Raw genomic sequence first — 19,691 nt, 5'->3', positions numbered from 1 at the left:
TCCTCATCCAAGAAATCCATCGACGACAGCCGCCGGCTCAGGTCGGCCGTCACGACGACGCCTCCGCCTCAGCCGTCATCGCCATCAATACCTTTCGCAACCGATCGATCAACCGCACGACAGTGACCTCGTCATAAACATCGGTGCGAAACTCAACGGTCCCCCCAATCCCGGCCGGCTCGCCGGTCTCAGTCCAACGTTCACCCAGCGCAATGGTCAGATCAGTACGGGCAGTGTGGGTCTGGGCAGGCAGCGGGGTCACCCGGACATCGCCCAGCGTCAGGCCACCGGCAGCATGTGCGCTGTGCTGCCAGGCCAGGTTCTGCCAAGACAGCATCACCTGCACGAGTGGGTGATGGGTCAGGCTGCGGGTGGGGTTGAGTCGATCCACCACTACCTCGAACGGCACATCCTGATGCTCGAAGGCCGCCAAGCCGCGCTGTCGCACTTGCGCCAGCAGTTCACCGATTGTCGGATCTCCGGCGAAGTCGACGCGGAGAACCAATGTGTTGACGAAGAATCCCACCAAGTTGTCGAGCGCGGGGTCATTGCGCCCCGCAATCGATATGCCCACTGCCACATCTGAACTCGCACTGAGCTTCGACAGCAATAGCGCCAACGCGGCCTGCACCACCATGAAACTGGTGGCGTTCTGCTCGCGGGCCACGCGGGCGATCCGTTGCTGGAGTTCAGCGGGCCACTCCACCACCAAGCTCGCCCCCCGGTAGTCAGCCACCGGTGGGTACGGTCGATCTGTCGGCAACTCCAACCGCTCTGGCAGACCCGCCAAAGCCTGCTCCCAGTACGCCAGCTGACCGGAAATCCGACTCTCCGGATCGGCCAGATCACCCAGATACGCCCGCTGCCACAGCGTGTAATCCACATACTGCACCGGCAACGGCAGCCACTCCGGCGGCCTCCCCGCAGACCTGGCGGCATATGCCGCACCCAGATCTGCCACCAAAGGGGTGACCGACCAGCCGTCGGCAGCAATGTGGTGCACGACTGCCACCAGCACATGCTCACCTTCTGCGACGCGGAAAAGTGTTGCTCTCAATGGCAGTTCAGTCGACAGGTCAAAGGAGTGACGTGCGACTGCGCTTGCGGCCTCCACCAACCGGTCCGCGGACCAGCCCGCTGCGTCCACGACTTCCCAGAACGGACGCGCACTCGCGGCCGGCACTACGGATTGCTGCGGCATCTCCCCGGCCAGAGTGAACAGGGTGCGCAGACTCTCATGGCGGCCCACCACATCTGCCAGCGACTGTCCGAGCGCGGCCGCGTCGAGGTCTCCGGTGAAGCGCAACCCGACCGCCAGGTTGTAAACCGGTGACGGACCGTTCAATTGGTCGAAGAACCACAACCGCTGCTGGGCATACGACAAGGGAACCGTCTGCGGGCGCGGCATCACCTGCAGCGGTGGACGCGCCGCGTCGTCCTGTTGGCGGTCCAGGCAGGCAGCCAACCGGCCGACGGTGGGTGTATCGAACAGATACCTGACCGGCACGTCCTTGCCGAGCGCCGACTGGAGTCGCGCGCTCACCCGGATGGCGATCAACGAATCCCCGCCCAAGGCAAAGAAGTCGTCGTCGAGGCCAACCCGGTCCAGACCGAGCACCTCGGCGAAGACTTCGGCGACGGTCTTCTCCGTCGGGGTCTGCGGTGACCGGAACGACGCGGCTACGAACACCGGTTCGGGCAGCGCCCGGCGGTCGATCTTGCCCGAAGAAGTCAGTGGGAACTCGTCGACCACCACGATCTGACTCGGCACCATGTATTCCGGCAGCCGAGAGGCCAACCACTGACGCACTTCGCTGACCTTGCTGTTGGTGTCAGGGTCATTCGCGTGGGTGCTGCGCTCACGCGATCCGTCTGGCAGATAGAGATCGGTCAGGACCGGGATCTCTGCCACTCCCGTGGCGTCGAGGAAGACCGCGTCGACGGTGCCGGGCTGCGAACCCCACGTGACGGCAACGTGGTAGCCGGCCGCCTCGCCGAGCCGGTACAGCAGTTCCGGTGTCACGGCATCCGAGGGCCCGTCGGCGGCCTTCGCCTGTGCCACGGCTTCAGACACTGAACGCCCGTCTGCAAGGGCTTGTTCGATGACAACATCACCGATCACACCCGCCCGCGGGATCGCGCTGACCCGCACCGTCGACGGCCGCCGAGCCGTCAACTCGGCGTGCAACCCGCTCAGTCCCGCGCAGTCAGCCCAATCCCAGGTGAGTGCTTCCGCAAGCGACTGGACCCCGGATGCTGACTTGTGAATGACGACGTCGTAGCGGTAGCGGGTCAGCTCATTGTCGGCTTCACCGCGCTTTACCTGGATCCCGATGCCTCCCACTTCCGGGTGGTCCGCCGCCCAGCTGGTGAAGAACTCTGGCGCCAAGAGCAACTCCGGCTCTCCGAGGACGGCGCGCTGCACACGCTGGCGGACGTCGTCGGTGTCGGCACCCGATCCACTGCGGGCCAGCGCGATACCGGTCTGGAAGGCGCCTTGAAGGCTGTGATTGCGCACATCGCCGACGAACAGAGTCCCGCCCGGGGCCAACAGTCCCATGGCGTTGTCGACGACCTCGGTGAGATACCCGGCGTTGGGGAAGTATTGGATGACCGAGTTGACGATGATCGTGTCGAAGTATCCGACCGGCAGCCCGTCGACCACATCCGCGGGCTGTACGCGCAACCGAACGCGGTCCCCCCACGGTTGGCCGGCCACCGCTGATTCCAGCGTGCGGATGGTCGGTGCGGAAAAGTCTGTGCCCCAATACTCCACGCAGTTCGGAGCGATCTCGGCAAGCACTAGGCCCGAACCCACACCGAGCTCGAGTACCCGCTGCGGCCGCAGCGCCATGATTCGATCGACCGCACCCGAGCGCCATTCACGCATCTGATCGATCGGGATCGGATCCCCGGTGTAACTGCTGTTCCACCCACGGAAGTCGCTGCCGAACTCCACCACTTCGAGATCGGCGTCATACAACTCGTCGTAGACGTGTTGCCACTGATCGACAACCTCGGCATCTTTGTCGGCACTGCTGGTCCGTTCCAACGCGACATAGGCGACCAGGTGGTCCGTGGCATCACGGTGGTAAACCGTGGCAGCGGCGCGCGCGACCGGTGGGCAGGCGAGCAGCGTGTTCTCGATCTCACCCAACTCAAGGCGCTGCCCGCGCAACTTCACCTGCGCATCAGCACGACCGAGATACTCCAGACTGCCGTCGGAGTTCCAGCGCACCAGATCACCCGTGCGATACAACCGCGTCCCCGGAGCACCAAAGGGATTGGCCACAAACCGATCCGCGGTCAAGTCCGGCCGGCCCACATAACCCCGCGCCAACACCGGACCAGCCACATACAACTCACCCACCACACCAACCGGAACGGGATTGAGCCGCACATCCAGCACCAACGCAGACGTGCCAGGCACCGGAGCACCGATACGCACCGGCTCCCCGGCCGACAACGCACTCCACGTCGCCCAGATCGTCACCTCTGTCGGGCCATACGCATTGAACATCCGCCGGGTTGTCCTATTTCCCTCCTCGCGTGCGGATGCAGCCCACGCCGCCACCAACTCCGCCGGACATGCCTCACCGCCGGTGATCAAGGTGGTCAGCGCGCCCAACCGGGTACGGTCGAGCGTTGCCACCACCGACGGTGTGATCAACGCCGCTTCGACATGTTGATCCTCGATGACTGCGGTGAGCGCCTCACCCGCATAGGAATCCGGCGGTGCCACCACCAACGCCGCCCCCGAAGCCGCCGCCCACAACCACTCGAACACCGAGGCATCGAACGTCGGTGCGGCCACCATCAGCACGCGCGCACCCGCGCTCACACCGAACAAATTGCGCGTGGCCGCAGCCACACCCAGCACCCCGGCATGGGTGATCGCCACACCCTTCGGCGTACCCGTCGACCCCGACGTGAAAATCACATACGCCGCATCGTCAACAGCCAACGGCGCCAACCGATCAGTATCGGTGATCGGCGCCGCCGAAGCTGCCGAATGATCCAGTGAGTCCATGTCCATGACCGCGCGCGTCCCGGCTCCGGCCACGGAGTCGTCGCCCCGGGTCAGCACACATACCGCTTCGGAGGCATCCAGCACCGTGGCGATCCGCTCGGCCGGGTGCGTCCGGTCCACCGGGACATACACACCTCCGGCCTTGAGCACCGCCCACCACGCGATCACCAACTCAGCGCACCGGCCCATCGCCACACCGACCGCGCGCTCAGGGCCCACCCCCGCGCCAATCAACACCCGCGCCAACCGGTTGGAGGCCTCGTCGAGCTGCCGGTAGGTGAACTCCCGCGGGTCATCGACCAACGCCAGGCCGTCCGGATCAGCGGCGGCCGCAGCCGTCAACAGCTCCGGAGCGAGCCCCACCTGGGCATCGAATCCGGCGCCAGACCACTTGTTCAACACCAGATCTCGCTCGTCGTGGTCCAGGAGAGCCACCTCGCCCACCATCACCGACGAGTCGGCCACCACGGCCTGGACCATCCGGTCGAACCAACCCACCAAGCGTTCGATCGTGGACCGGTCGAACAAGTCCGTGGCGTAGGTCAACACACCGGCAGCCATCGGTGCGCCCGAACGCTCGTCGGGTACCTCTCTGATGTCGACATCGAGATCGAACTTGGCGGTGCGGGTAACCATTGACATCGGCTCGATGCCGGCACCCTCCAAGGCCACCTCGGGACGCACGTTGTTCTGGAAGACCAGGGCGACCTGGAACAGCGGATGGTGCGATGTGGACCGCGTCGGGTTGAGCTGCTCCACCAGTAACTCGAAGGGCACGTCCTGATTCGTGTACCCGTCCAGCGCCTTCTGGCGCACCTGATCGAGCACATCGCTGAACCTGTGCTGAGAGTTCAAACCGACCCGCAGAACCCAGGTGTTGACGAAGAACCCGACCAACTCCTGCAGGGCCTGGTCATTGCGTCCGGCGATCGGCGTCCCCAGCGCGATGTCCTCACCGACCCCAGCCCGGTGCAGCACGACAGACATGACGGCCTGCAACACCATCGACGTGGTGACGTTGTGTTGTGCGGCAACCGCTTTGACTCCGGCCCAGGTTTGGGAGTCGATGCGCAGCTGGACCCCGTCGCCGCGGTAGCTGGGCACTGGCGGACGTGGCCGATCGGTGGGCAGCGACACCACCTCGGGCAGGTCCGCCAGCTCCTTACGCCAGTAGGACAACTGTTCCGCGATCCGACTGTCCGGATCCTCCAGGTCTCCCAGATGTTCACGCTGCCACAGCGAGTAATCGGCGTACTGGACAGGCAGCGGTGACCAGTCAGGAACCTGCCCGCCGCATCGAGCCGCGTAAGCGATCCCGACATCCTTGACCATCGGCGCCATCGACCAACCGTCGAACGCGATGTGGTGCAGGACGATTCCGAGGACGTACCGCTCGGGCCCCACGGCGTAGATCTGCGCACGGATCGGGATCTCGGTCGCCAGGTCGAACCGGTACCCCGCCAACGCGATCAACTCGCCGATGACAGCGTCTTCTTGGTCCTCGGGTACCTGCACCACAGCCGGACCGCCGCGGCGCCACATGCCATCCTGTGCCGGCATCACCTTCTGCGACGGCACGCCATCGACGTCAGGGAACACCGTGCGCAGCGATTCGTGCCGGGCGAGGACGTCGTCAAGCGCTGATCCCAGAGCTTCGACGTCCACCGCACCGTTGATCCGGAAGCCGATCGGCATGTTGTAGGTGGCGACCCCGCCCTCGAACCGGTTGAGGAACCACAGCCGCTGTTGCGCGTACGACAACGGGATGACGGCTGGACGCTGCTGCGGGATCAGCGGCCGGCGTCCACTCGTGCCCGAGCCCAGACGGGAGGCGAGCTGAGCGACTGTGGGTGCGTCGAACAGAGTGCGCACCGCAAGGTCGACGTCCAGGCGGCTGTTGACGGCAGCGAGCAACCTCATGGCCGACAACGAGTCCCCGCCGAGGTCGAAGAAGGAGTCGTCGACACCGACCCGTTCCAGGCCGAGGACATCGGCGTAGATGCCGGCCAGGATCTCTTCGGTGGCAGTGCTCGGAGCCCGGTAGTGATCGGTATCGGCGTAGTCGGGTGCGGGTAGGGCGCGTTTGTCGAGCTTGCCGTTGACGGTCAACGGCAACGCGTCGAGCGCCACCACCGCCGCGGGCACCATGTACGAGGGCAGCTGCTGTGAAAGGCGTACCCGGATGTCTGACGGATCGGCGGTGCCGGTGATGTACCCGACCAGCCGCTTATCACCCGGACGGTCCTCCCGAGCGATCACCACTGCCTGGTCGACACCACCCAGATCGGCGAGAGCTGTTTGAATTTCACCTAATTCGATGCGATACCCGCGAATCTTGACCTGCTCATCAGCACGCCCGGCATACCGCAACTGCCCGTCCGACCCCCAGGAGACCAGATCCCCGGTCCGATACATCCGGGCGCCCACCCCGCCGAACGGGCAGGCGACGAACCGAGACGCACTCAATCCGGCGCGCCGCACATAACCCAGCCCCACCCCGCGGCCGGCCACATACAACTCACCCACCACACCGGGTGCCACCGGACGCAACCACCGATCCAGCACGAACAACGCCGCACCCGGCACCGGCACACCGATCGGCACGGTATTCGAACCTGCGACCAACGGAGCGCTGATCGTGGCATACACCGTCGTCTCGGTCGGACCGTAACCGTTGATCATCACCCGGCCCGGTGCCCAGTGGTCCACGACCTGGCCGGGGCAAGGCTCGGCTGCCACCATCAACGCCGCGGACTCCAGCCCCTCTGACGGCAACATGCCCACCGCCGAAGGGGTTTGACTCACCACGGTGACATGTTCATTGACGAGGAGGGCGTGCAGGTCTTGCGGTGAGCGCGTCGTTGACTCGGGCACCACCACCAGCCGGCCGCCGAAAAGCAGCGCACCCCAGATCTCCCACACCGAATAATCGAAGGCCAGCGACGAACATTGGGCCCACACTTGCCGCGGCCCCATCTCGATGCCGACGTCCATCCCGTCGAACAGCCGGGTCACGTTCTGGTGCGTGACCGCAACGCCTTTGGGAGCACCGGTCGTCCCGGAGGTGTAGATGATGTGCGCGATGTCCCCCGGCGCCGGCAACGACACCGGGGTGGCCGACTGCACATCAATGCGCGGATCGTCGACCTCGACCACCGGCACACCTGACCCGTCGAGCCGCTCGGCCAAACCACCCGTGGTGACTGCCGCGACGGGCTTGGCGTCAGTGAGCATGAACTCGATGCGGGCGTCTGGTACCGCCGGATCGATCGGCAGATACGCCGCGCCCGATTTGAGCACACCCAGGATCGCGACAACCGCCTGCGCCGAGCGCTCGAGCAACAACGCCACACACTCGCCGGGACCAGCGCCCCGGTCGATCAACATGTGTGCCATCCGGTTCGACGCTTCGTCGAGTTCCCGGTAGCTCAGCGTACGACCATCGAAACTGACCGCCTCGGAGCCCGGCGCCCGCTCCACCTGCGCCGCGAACAACGCCGGAATCGATGTCTCCTGCACCGATTGCGTCAGTACTGCCCGATGACCAATCTGGTCCAGCCGCGCACGGTCAGCTGCGTCGAGCAGATCGACGGCCGACAACCGCTGCCCGGTGTCGGAGGTCATCACCACCAATGCCCGCTGCAGCCGCTCCACCAGCGTGTTGACGGTGGTGGCGTCGAATACGTCGGTACGGAACTCGACGATCCCGCCGATGCCGGCCGGTGCACCGGTCTCGCTGAACCGTTCTGCCAGGGAGAACACCAGATCCATACGAGCGGTCCGGGATTCGGCGTCCAACGGAGTGGCCTCGACATTTCCGAGCGCCAGACTGGAGGCTTGCTCCGCGGCGAAATTCTGCCAGGACACCATCACCTGGACGAGCGGATGATGGGTCAGGCTGCGAGCCGGATTCAGTCGCTCCACCAGTACCTCGAAGGGCACATCCTGATGTTCGAACGCCGCAAGCCCGCGCTGACGCACCTGGCCCAACAGGTCGGCGACGGTGGGATCACCGACTAGGTCGAGCCGTAGAACCAGGGTGTTGACGAAGAAGCCGACAAGGTCATCGAGCGCTGGATCGCTGCGACCTGCCGTCGCAATACCCACCGCCACATCGGAACTGGCGCTCAACTGCGCGAGCAGGGCCGCCAGTGCGGACTGCACCACCATGAAGCTCGTCGCATTGTGCTCACGAGCCACCCGCCCCACCTGCTGCTGCAACTCGGCCGGCCAATCGATCGTCACGCTGGAACCCTGGTAATCGGCCACCAGCGGATAGGGCCGATCGGTGGGCAACTCGAGGCGCTCGGGCAGATCCGCCAGCACCTGTTCCCAGTACGCCAACTGCGTGGCGATAACGCTGTCCGGATCGGACTCCGACCCCAACCATTCTTGTTGCCACAACGTGTAATCGGCGTATTGCACGGCCAACGGCGCCCACGTCGGGGCCTGGCCGGCGCAACGGCTCGCATAGGCGGCACCCAGATCCGCGATGAACGGGGTGATCGACCAACCATCGGCGGCGATATGGTGCACCACCGCAACCAGAACATGGTCGTCCTCAGCAACCCGGAACAGAGTGGCCCGCAACGGTATTTCGTGAGTCAGGTCAAACGGGCGCCGCGCGACCGCCTCGGCGGCGTCCTTCAGTCGGTCTGCAGACCAACCGGTGGCGTCAACGACCTGCCAACCGAGTTCCGCCCGCTCGGTGGGCACCAGGATTTGATGCGGAGTCCCGTCGACAGCGCCGAACACGGTCCGCAAGCTCTCGTGGCGGCCCACAACATCCGTCAACGACTGCCCCAGCGCGTCGGCATCCAGATCCCCACGCAACTGGAGCGTGACGGCCATGTTGTAGATCGCCGACGGCCCCTGCAGCTGCTCCAGGAACCACAACCGCTGTTGCGCATAGGACAACGGGACGACGTCGGGACGTTGCTGCGGGGTCAACCGCTGACGCCCGCCCGAGCCTGCCTGGATGTGCGGTGCCAGCTGAGCAATTGTCGGTGCGTCGAACAGGGCGCGAACACCCACATCAGCGTCGAGGCTGGAGTTGACAGCAGCGATCAGCCGCATGGCCGACAGCGAGTCCCCGCCGAGGTCGAAGAAGGAGTCATCGATACCGACGCGTTCCAGGCCGAGGACCTGCGCATAGATCCCGGCCAGGATCTCCTCGGTGGCAGTGCTCGGCGCTCGGAAATGGTCGGTGTCGGCGTATTCGGGTACAGGTAGCGCGCGTTTGTCGAGCTTGCCGTTGACCGTCAACGGCAGCGCATCGAGCACCACAATCGCAGTGGGCACCATGTAGGAAGGCAACCGCTGTACCAGCGCTGCCCGCACCTCAGTTGGATCAGCCATGCCGGTGAAATAACCGACCAGCCGCCTATCACCCGGGCGATCCTCCCGGACGATCACCACCGCCTGCTGCACACCGTCCACCTCAGCCAAAGCTGTTTGGACTTCGCCCAATTCGATGCGATAGCCACGAATCTTGACCTGCTCATCAGCACGCCCGCCATACCGCAACTGCCCATCCGAACCCCAGGACACCAGATCCCCGGTCCGATACATCCGAGCGCCCACCCCGCCGAACGGACACGGCACAAACCGCGAAGCAGTCAACCCCGGCCGATGCACATAACCCAACCCCACACCACGACCGGCCACATACAACTCACCCACCACACCCGCAGGCACCGGACGCAACCACCGATCCAACACGAACAACGCCGCACCCGGCACCGGCACACCGATCGGCACCACACCCGACCCGGCTCGCAGCGGAGCGCTGATCGTGGCATACACCGTCGTCTCCGTCGGACCATAACCATTGATCATCACCCGACCCGGCGCCCACCGATCCACCACATCGGGCGGACACGCCTCGGCCGCGACCATCAACGCCGACACCGATTCCAACTTCTCCGGATCCAAAACACCCACCGCAGAAGGCGTCTGGCTCAACACCGTCACACCCTCGCCAACAACCAACTCCTCCAGATCCCGCGGTGAGCGCGTCGTCGACTCGGGCACCACCACCAAACGGCCACCATGCAGCAGCGCACCCCAGATCTCCCACACCGAATAATCGAACGCCAACGACGAACACGCAGCCCACACCTGCCGCGGGCCCATCTCGAAACCGACATCCATCCCATCGAACAACCGCGTCACGTTCTGATGAGTAACCGCAACACCTTTGGGAACACCCGTCGTCCCAGACGTATAAATAATGTGCGCGATGTCATCAGAGGCCGGGCCCACCACCAGAGGCGTACCGGGCTGAGAATCAATGCGTGGGTCAGCCAGGTCGATGACCGCCACACCAAATCCGCCCAGGCGATCGATCAACTCCACAGTCGTCAGGACGGCCACCGGAGCCGCGTCACCGAGCATGAACTCCACCCGCGCATCCGGCACCACCGGATCAATCGGCAGATACGCCGCCCCCGACTTCAACACACCCAAAATCGCCACAACCGCATCAGCACAACGACCAGTCATCAAACCCACACAGGCACCGGCACCAGCACCCTCACCCACCAGCAACTGCGCCAACCGATTCGACGCCTCATCCAGCTCCCGATAAGACAACGAACGACCCTCAAAACAGACCGCCACCGCATCCGGAGTCCGCTCCACCTGCGCTGCGAACAACGCCGGAATCGAGGACTCCACCACCGACCCGGTCAACACCGCCCGATGACCAACCTCATCCAGCCCCGCACGATCAGCCGCATCAAGCACATCCACCGCCGACAACCGCTGCGTCGGATCGGCCGTCATTCCCACCAGCATCCGCTGCAACCGCTCGATCACGGTCTCGATGGTGGCCGAGTCGAACACGTCGGTGCGGAACTCGACTGATCCTTCGATACCGGCCGGTGTGCCGGCGTCGTTGAAACGTTCGGCCAGGGAGAACACCAGATCCATACGGGCGGTCTGCGTTTCGGCCTCCAACCGGGTGACTCCAACGTCACCCAACGTCAGCGCGGCAGCGGGATCACTGTGCTGCCACGGCAGGTTCTGCCAAGTCAGCATGACCTGCACCAGCGGATGATGGGTCAGGCTTCGCGTCGGATTGAGCCGGTCCACCAGCACCTCGAACGGCACATCCTGATGCTCGAACGCCGCCAAACTCCGCCGCCGCACCTGGTCCAACAGGTCGGCAACCGTGGGGTCACCGGCGACGTCCACCCGCAGCACCAACGTGTTGACAAAGAAGCCCACCAGGTCGTCGAGCGCGGGCTCGCCCCGGCCGGCAGACGCAATGCCCACGGCCACATCGGTGCTCGCGCTCAGCTGGGCCATCAGCGCCGCCAACGCCGCTTGGACAACCATGAAACTCGTCGCACCACGTTCGCGGGCCACCCGGGCGATCTGTTGCTGCAACTCGGCCGGCCAAACCACCGTCACACTGGAGCCCTGGTAGTCGGCCACCGGCGGGTACGCCCGGTCCGTTGGCAGCTCCAACCGGTCGGGCAGCTCCGCCAGCTCGCCCTCCCAGTAGCTCAGCTGGCCGCTGATGACGCTGTCGGGGTCGGATACGGATCCCAACCACTCCTGCTGCCACAGCGTGTAATCGGCATACTGCACCGGCAAGGGATCCCAATCCGGCGCCTGCCCCGCGCACCGACTGGCGTACGAAGTCGCGAGATCGATCACCAGAGGGGTCACCGACCAGCCGTCGGCGGCGATATGGTGCACAACCGCCGCCAGCACATGCTCGTTCTCGTCGATACGGAAAAGCGTTGCCTTGATCGGGATCTCAGTCGTGAGGTCAAAACTGTGACGCGCCGTATCACCGATTGCTTCGTCGAGGCGGCCTGCGGGCCATCCGTCGGCGTCGACAATTCGCCACCCCGGGACAGTCTTTTCAACGCCGAGGACCACCTGCTGAGGTACCCCGTCGGCCGATGTGAACACGGTGCGGAGGCTCTCCTGCCGGCCCACGACGTCTGCCAGCGCGGCGCCGAGCGCGTCAGCGTCCAGGCGTCCCCGGAGCCGCAGCGCCACCGCCATGTTGTAGATCGGCGACGGACCGTGCAACTGCTCCAGGAACCACAACCGCTGCTGGGCATACGACAGCGGAACCATCGCCGGACGATGCCGCGCGGTCAACGGAGGCCGGGCCACCCCGTCCTGGTGCCGATTCAGATAGTCGGCCAGCCCACCGACTGTGGGTGCGTCAAACAGGTAGCGGACCGGCACATCCCTACCGAGAGCGGACCGTAGACGCGCACAGACCCGGATCGCAATCAGCGAATCGCCGCCGAGGACGAAGAAATCGTCATCGAGCCCCGCCCTGCCGAGTCCCAGGACCTCGGTGAACACCTCGGCGACGATCTTTTCCATATCGGCCTCAGGCGCACGGAATGAGGTGGCGACAAAGGTGGGTTCAGGAAGGGCCTTGCGATCGATCTTGCCCGAAGAAGTCAGCGGAAACTCGTCGAGCACCACGATCTGGGACGGCACCATGTATTCGGGCAACCGATCGGCCAACCATTGACGGACCGCGGTGACCTTCGAGTTGGTGTGCGGGTCATTGGCATAGCCGCCGCGCTGACGGGAGTCGGTGGCGGGCTGGTACAGATCGGTGAGCGCCGGCACGGCCTGCCCGTCGGAGGTGGCGATGAATACGGCGTCCAATGTGCCGGGTTGTGCGCCCCACGTGACCGCGACGTGGTATCCGGCCGCCTCGCCGAGCCGGTACACCATTTCGGGTGTGACGACGACATCGGCGGCGCCGGTGTCGGCGTGGACGAGCGCCTCCACGATGGGAAGTCCGGCGCTCAAGGCTTGTTCGGTCACCACATCGGTGATCACCCCGGCACGGGGAATGCCGCTGACCCGCACGGTGGACGGTTGCCGAGCCGTCAGCTCGGCCTGCAGCCCATTCAGGCCCGCACAATCGGCCCATGCCCAGTTCGGGGCACTGGTCAGCGAGCACACCTGGGTGGGCGACTTGTGGATGATCACGTCGTAGCGGTACCGGCTCAGCTCGTTGTCGGCCTCACCACGTTTGACCTGGATGGCGATACCGCCCACCGACGGGTGGTCGGCTGCCCAAGTGGTGAAAAACTCCGGGGCAAGCAGTAACTCGGGCTCGCCCAGCATCGCGCGCTGTACCCGCTGGCGGATCTCGTCGGTATCGGTACCATTCCGGCTGCGCGCCAGCGCAATACCGGTCTGGAACGCGGCCTGCAGACTGTGGTTGCGCACGTCGCCGACGAACAATTTGCCGCCCGGCGCCAGCAGATCCACTGCCTTGTCGATCACCTCGGCCAGGTACCCAGCGCTCGGGAAGTACTGGACCACCGAGTTGATCACCACCATGTCGAACTGGTTCTGCGGCAGCTCCTCGGTCATGTGCGCCGGTCGGGTGAGCAGATGCACCCGATCTCCCCACGGGTGGCCGACCACCGCCGATTGCAGCTTCTGGATGGTCGGTGCGGAAAAGTCTGTGCCCCAGTACTCCACGCACTTCGGAGCGAGCTGCGACAGCACCAAGCCCGATCCGACGCCGAGCTCGAGCACCCGCTGCGGCCGCAGCGCGAGGATCCGGTCCACGGTGGCCGAGCGCCACTCCTCCATCTCCTGGAGCGGGATCGGATCGTCGGTGTAGCTGCTGTTCCACCCCCGGAAATCGTTGCCGAACTCGACCATGTCGAGCTCGGCATCGTAGAGCTCGTCGTAGATGCCTTGCCACTGGTCGACGACGTCGGCGTCGTGGTCGGCGCTGCTGGTCTGCTCTAGGGCGATGTAGCCGACCAGGTGATCGACTCCGGTGCTGCCCCGATGCACGGCCGCAGCCGCACGCGTGACCTTCGGGCAGGTCAGCAGGGTGTTCTCGATCTCGCCCAGTTCCAGACGCTGGCCCCGCAGCTTGATCTGGGCATCGGCGCGTCCCCGGTATTCCAGACAGCCCGTATCGGTCCAACGCACGAGGTCGCCGGTACGATACAGCCGCGTCCCGGGAGCGCCAAAGGGGTTGGCCACGAACCGATCCGCCGTCAGATCGGGGCGGCCCACGTAACCACGCGCCACTGCGTGCCCGGCGAGATACAGCTCACCGACCACCCCGACCGGGGCCGGGTTCAGCCGCGCATCCAGCACCAGCGCGCAGGTGCCCGGAACCGGGGCACCGATTCGCACCGGCTCCCCGGCCGAGAGCGCACTCCAGGTCGACCAGATAGTGACCTCGGTCGGTCCGTACGCATTGAACATCCGCCGACCGGGCGCCCACGCGGCCACCAACTCAGCCGGACACGCCTCACCACCGGTGACCAACGTATCCAACCCGTCGATCTGAGTCGGATCCAGCGTGGCCAACACGGTCGGCGTGATCAGAGCCGCATCGACGCGCTGGCGCGCCAGAACCTCGGCCAGTGCCTCGCCGGCATAGGAATCCGGCGGAGCCACCACCAACGCCGCTCCCGACGCCACCGCCCACAGCCACTCGAAGACCGAGGCATCGAACGTCGGCGCAGCCACCATCAACACCCGAGAGTGCGGGCCCACGCCGAGCAAATCGTGGTGCGCAGCTGCCACACCCAGCACACCGGCGTGGCTGATCGCCACACCCTTCGGCGTACCCGTCGACCCCGACGTGAAAATCACATACGCCGCATCATCAATATCCAACGGCGACAACCGGTCCGAATCAGTAACCCGCTCGGCGCTGTACCCGGACAGATCGACCACTTCAAGCGGAATGACGAGGTGGCCGTCGGTCCCTTCGAGCCCGCCCATGCCGCGCGTGAGCACGCAAACAGCCTCGGCGGTGTCCAGTACCGTGGCGATCCGCTCGGCCGGGTGGCCTGGATCGACCGGCACGTACACCCCGCCGGCCTTGAGCACTGCCCACCATGCGATCACCAACTCCGCGCAGCGACTCATAGCCACACCGACGGCACGCTCGGGGCCCACGCCCGCCTCGATCAATGCCCGAGCCAACCGGTTCGAGACCTCATCCAGCTCCCGGTAGGACAGCTCGCGCGTCCCATCTATTACCGCAATGGCGTCCGGGTCAGCGGCAACCGCCGCAGCCAGCGAATCCGGCGCCAATCCCACCGGCAGGCTCACCTCAGCGCCAGACCACTTGTGCAGCACCAGATCCTGCTCATCGTGATCCAGCAGGCCGATCTCACCCACGACCACCGACGAATCGGCCACCACAGCGTGGACCACGCGGCCGAACCAACCCACCAACCGCTCGACGCTGGATCGGTCATACAGATCCGTGGCATAGGCGACCGTGCCGGCCGCCATCAGCTCACCGCGGCCTTCGGCAGGCGCTGCCTTCAGATCGAACAGCGCATTCGAGTCCCCGCTGGATATTTCTCGCAGGTCGAATTCGAGGTCGAACCGGGCGGTATGGATATCGGCAGTGACCGGCTCGACGTCGAGGTCATCCAGCTGGATTTCGGGACGCACGTTGTTCTGGAAGGCCAACGCCACCTGGAACAGCGGGTGGTGGGATGTCGATCGCGTCGGGTTGAGCCGCTCAACCAACAGCTCGAACGGCACATCCTGATTTGAGTAGGCATCCAATGCCTTCTGCCGCACACGTTCCAACACTTCGCTGAACGGCAGCGCAGGGTCAACGCCCAGTCGTAGCACCCAGGTGTTGACGAAGAAGCCGACCAGCTCATCAAGGGCCTGGTCCGTACGACCGGCAATCGGGGTCCCCAGTGCGATGTCATCGCCAACGCCGGCTCGGTGCAGCGCGACCGCGATCGTGGCCTGCAATACCATCGACGCCGTGGCGTTGTGCGCCGTGGCGACGGCTTTGATTCCCGCCCAGGACTCGGGATCGATGCACAGGTCAATCGCATCGCCGCGATAGCTGAGCGCGGGCGGACGCGGACGATCCGTTGGAAGCGACACCACCTCGGGGAGGTCAGCCAATTCCCGACGCCAGTAGGTCAACTGGCTGGCGAGCACACTGTCGGGATCGGACTCGGATCCCAGCCAACCATGTTGCCACAGCGTGTAATCGGCGTACTGCACCGGCAGCGGTGACCAGGCGGGGGCCTGGCCGAGGGTGCGCGACCGATACGCCTCGCCGACGTCCCGGGCCATGGGTGCCATCGACCAGCCGTCGAAGGCAATGTGGTGCAAGACGATTCCGAGAACGAACCGTTCGAGTCCCAGGGCATAGATCTGGGCCCGGATCGGGATCTCACTGGCCAAGTCAAACGTGTAACCCGCCAGGGCAGTCAATTCGCCGGCCAGGTCGTCTTCTGCAACCTGCACCATTGCCGGACCGCCGCGCCGCCACAGCCCCGGCTGCGCGGGCAGCACCTTCTGAGACGGCACACCGTCGACATCGCGGAACACTGTGCGCAGCGATTCGTGACGGGTGATCACGTCGTCCAGAGCCGCATCGAGCGCGCCGAGGTCCAGTGCGCCGTTGATCCGGAACGCGATCGGCATGTTGTATGTCGCCGCCCCGTCTTCGAACCGGTTGAGGAACCACAGCCGCTGTTGTGCGAAGGACAACGGAATCAGACGAGGACGCTCGGCCGCCACCAAGGGCGCGCGCCGGTCCGAATCTTCGCCGACATGTGGCGCCAGCTGCGCCACTGTCGGGGAATCGAAAAGGGTGCGCACCGCCAGGCCGGCATCCAAGGTCATGTTGACCGCCGACACCACCCGCATCGCCATGATGCTGTCGCCGCCGAGGTCGAAGAAGGAGTCATCGATACCGACGCGTTCCAGGCCGAGGACCTGCGCATAGATCCCGGCCAGGATCTCCTCGGTGGCAGTGCTCGGCGCTCGGAAATGGTCGGTGTCGGCGTATTCGGGTACAGGTAGCGCGCGTTTGTCGAGCTTGCCGTTGACCGTCAACGGCAGCGCATCGAGCACCACAATCGCAGTGGGCACCATGTAGGAAGGCAACCGCTGTACCAGCGCTGCCCGCACCTCAGTTGGATCAGCCATGCCGGTGAAATAACCGACCAGCCGCCTATCACCCGGGCGATCCTCCCGGACGATCACCACCGCCTGCTGCACACCGTCCACCTCAGCCAAAGCTGTTTGGACTTCGCCCAATTCGATGCGATAGCCACGAATCTTGACCTGCTCATCAGCACGCCCGCCATACCGCAACTGCCCATCCGAACCCCAGGACACCAGATCCCCGGTCCGATACATCCGAGCGCCCACCCCGCCGAACGGACACGGCACAAACCGCGAAGCAGTCAACCCCGGCCGATGCACATAACCCAACCCCACACCACGACCGGCCACATACAACTCACCCACCACACCCGCAGGCACCGGACGCAACCACCGATCCAACACGAACAACGCCGCACCCGGCACCGGCACACCGATCGGCACCACACCCGACCCGGCTCGCAGCGGAGCGCTGATCGTGGCATACACCGTCGTCTCCGTCGGACCATAACCATTGATCATCACCCGACCCGGCGCCCACCGATCCACCACATCGGGCGGACACGCCTCGGCCGCGACCATCAACGCCGACACCGATTCCAACTTCTCCGGATCCAAAACACCCACCGCAGAAGGCGTCTGGCTCAACACCGTCACACCCTCGCCAACAACCAACTCCTCCAGATCCCGCGGTGAGCGCGTCGTCGACTCGGGCACCACCACCAAACGGCCACCATGCAGCAGCGCACCCCAGATCTCCCACACCGAATAATCGAACGCCAACGACGAACACGCAGCCCACACCTGCCGCGGGCCCATCTCGAAACCGACATCCATCCCATCGAACAACCGCGTCACGTTCTGATGAGTAACCGCAACACCTTTGGGAACACCCGTCGTCCCAGACGTATAAATAATGTGCGCGATGTCATCAGAGGCCGGGCCCACCACCAGAGGCGTACCGGGCTGAGAATCAATGCGTGGGTCAGCCAGGTCGATGACCGCCACACCAAATCCGCCCAGGCGATCGATCAACTCCACAGTCGTCAGGACGGCCACCGGAGCCGCGTCACCGAGCATGAACTCCACCCGCGCATCCGGCACCACCGGATCAATCGGCAGATACGCCGCCCCCGACTTCAACACACCCAAAATCGCCACAACCGCATCAGCACAACGACCAGTCATCAAACCCACACAGGCACCGGCACCAGCACCCTCACCCACCAGCAACTGCGCCAACCGATTCGACGCCTCATCCAGCTCCCGATAAGACAACGAACGACCCTCAAAACAGACCGCCACCGCATCCGGAGTCCGCTCCACCTGCGCTGCGAACAACGCCGGAATCGAGGACTCCACCACCGACCCGGTCAACACCGCCCGATGACCAACCTCATCCAGCCCCGCACGATCAGCCGCATCAAGCACATCCACGGACACCACAAGCTCGTTGGGATCAGCCACCAGGCCGGCCAGCACGCGCTCCACCCGCGCCGCGAGGTCAGCGACGTCGAATTCGGAGAACGGCTGACCGGACCCCATGGTGCTGAGCAGCAACTGATCGCCCGAGCTGGAGAAGATCAGCCCGAAGCCACCGACAACGCCGGCGTTGGTCAGCGAAGCCGACGCGGGCGCGCCACCGAAGTCCAACGTGAATGTCGAGGGGAGGAAGTTCACGCTCACCCGATTGGCCATCTGGCCCGCGGCGTGCGGATTGACCTTGCGCTCAAGCGCATGCACCGGAAACCGTTGATGCTGCACAGCTTCTTGTATTCGAGTCTCGACATGGTCGACGAAATCGGAGATCGAGGTTGTCGGCGACGCCGTCAATACCAGCGGCACGACGCCCGCGACCATCCCCGGAAGGGTTCGGGATTCGGGACGTACACGTCGGCTGACGGGGAAGTCGAGTACCACATCTGAGCCGTCTGCACACCAGCCACGCACCAGGAGTGCGCAGGCCGCTGTGATGACCGAGGAGCGGGGAACGTTCTTGGAGTCGGCGAACTCATCGAGCCTGCGAAGCAGGTCTGAATCCAATTGCACTGGGGCCGAGGGCCAATGAGCTTCGTGGCCGCCGTCAACGTCGGTGGTCTCGAAGCGCGGGCTGCCATCCGGTGGAAGATGCTCATGCCAGTACGCCTGGTCGTCGAGGTATTCGCCGGACGCTTCGTATTCCGACTCGCAGTCGATCAGGTCGGACAGTGAACCGAAGATCGCGGGTGGTACCGGCGCACCGGTGACAAGTGAGGAGTACACCGAAGCGAGCCGCGAGCCGACGAGAGCGATACCCGTTCCGTCCAAGACTATGTGGTGACAGCACGCGATCAGGAAATGCTCGTCGGCGCGAGTCTTGAAGAGTGCGCACTTGAACAGCGGTCCTGTCATCGACATTGGTGTGCGCTGGATTGCCGCCGCCATGTCCCGGGCGTCCTGCTCCGGATCGGCCGCGCCAGTCAGGTCATGGAATGCCAGCTCAACATTCGGGTACTCGACCGCCCTCTGGAAAACCTGTCCATCGGCTTCGAAGAACGTGGCCCGCATTGGTTCGGCCTCGCGGACCACACGGGAGACCGCCCACTGAAGGGCATCGCGGTCTACGTCACCTGCGATTCGGACGAACAAGCCGAGTTGCCACTCCGTACTGGAGGAACCGACGTCTTGCGCAAGCCATATGTCGAGCTGTGCGCGCGTTACCGGCAGCGCCTGTTCAACATGCTGCATCGGACTCTCCCACCACGTGAAGAAATGCGAA

The 19,691-nt window shown here is 64.9% G+C and carries 1 protein-coding gene; it reads right to left on the bottom strand.

The features are described 5' to 3' along the window. Positions 1-49 precede the first annotated feature (49 nt). On the bottom strand, positions 50-19,660 hold the full coding sequence (locus ACZYZF_RS20290) for an amino acid adenylation domain-containing protein (protein WP_463836616.1): 19,611 nt from the start codon (positions 19,658-19,660) through the stop codon (positions 50-52). Positions 19,661-19,691 lie beyond the last annotated feature (31 nt).

The organism is Mycobacterium sp. IDUB_24, from assembly GCF_055419385.1.
This window is presented reverse-complemented; position numbering and strand designations above follow the sequence as displayed.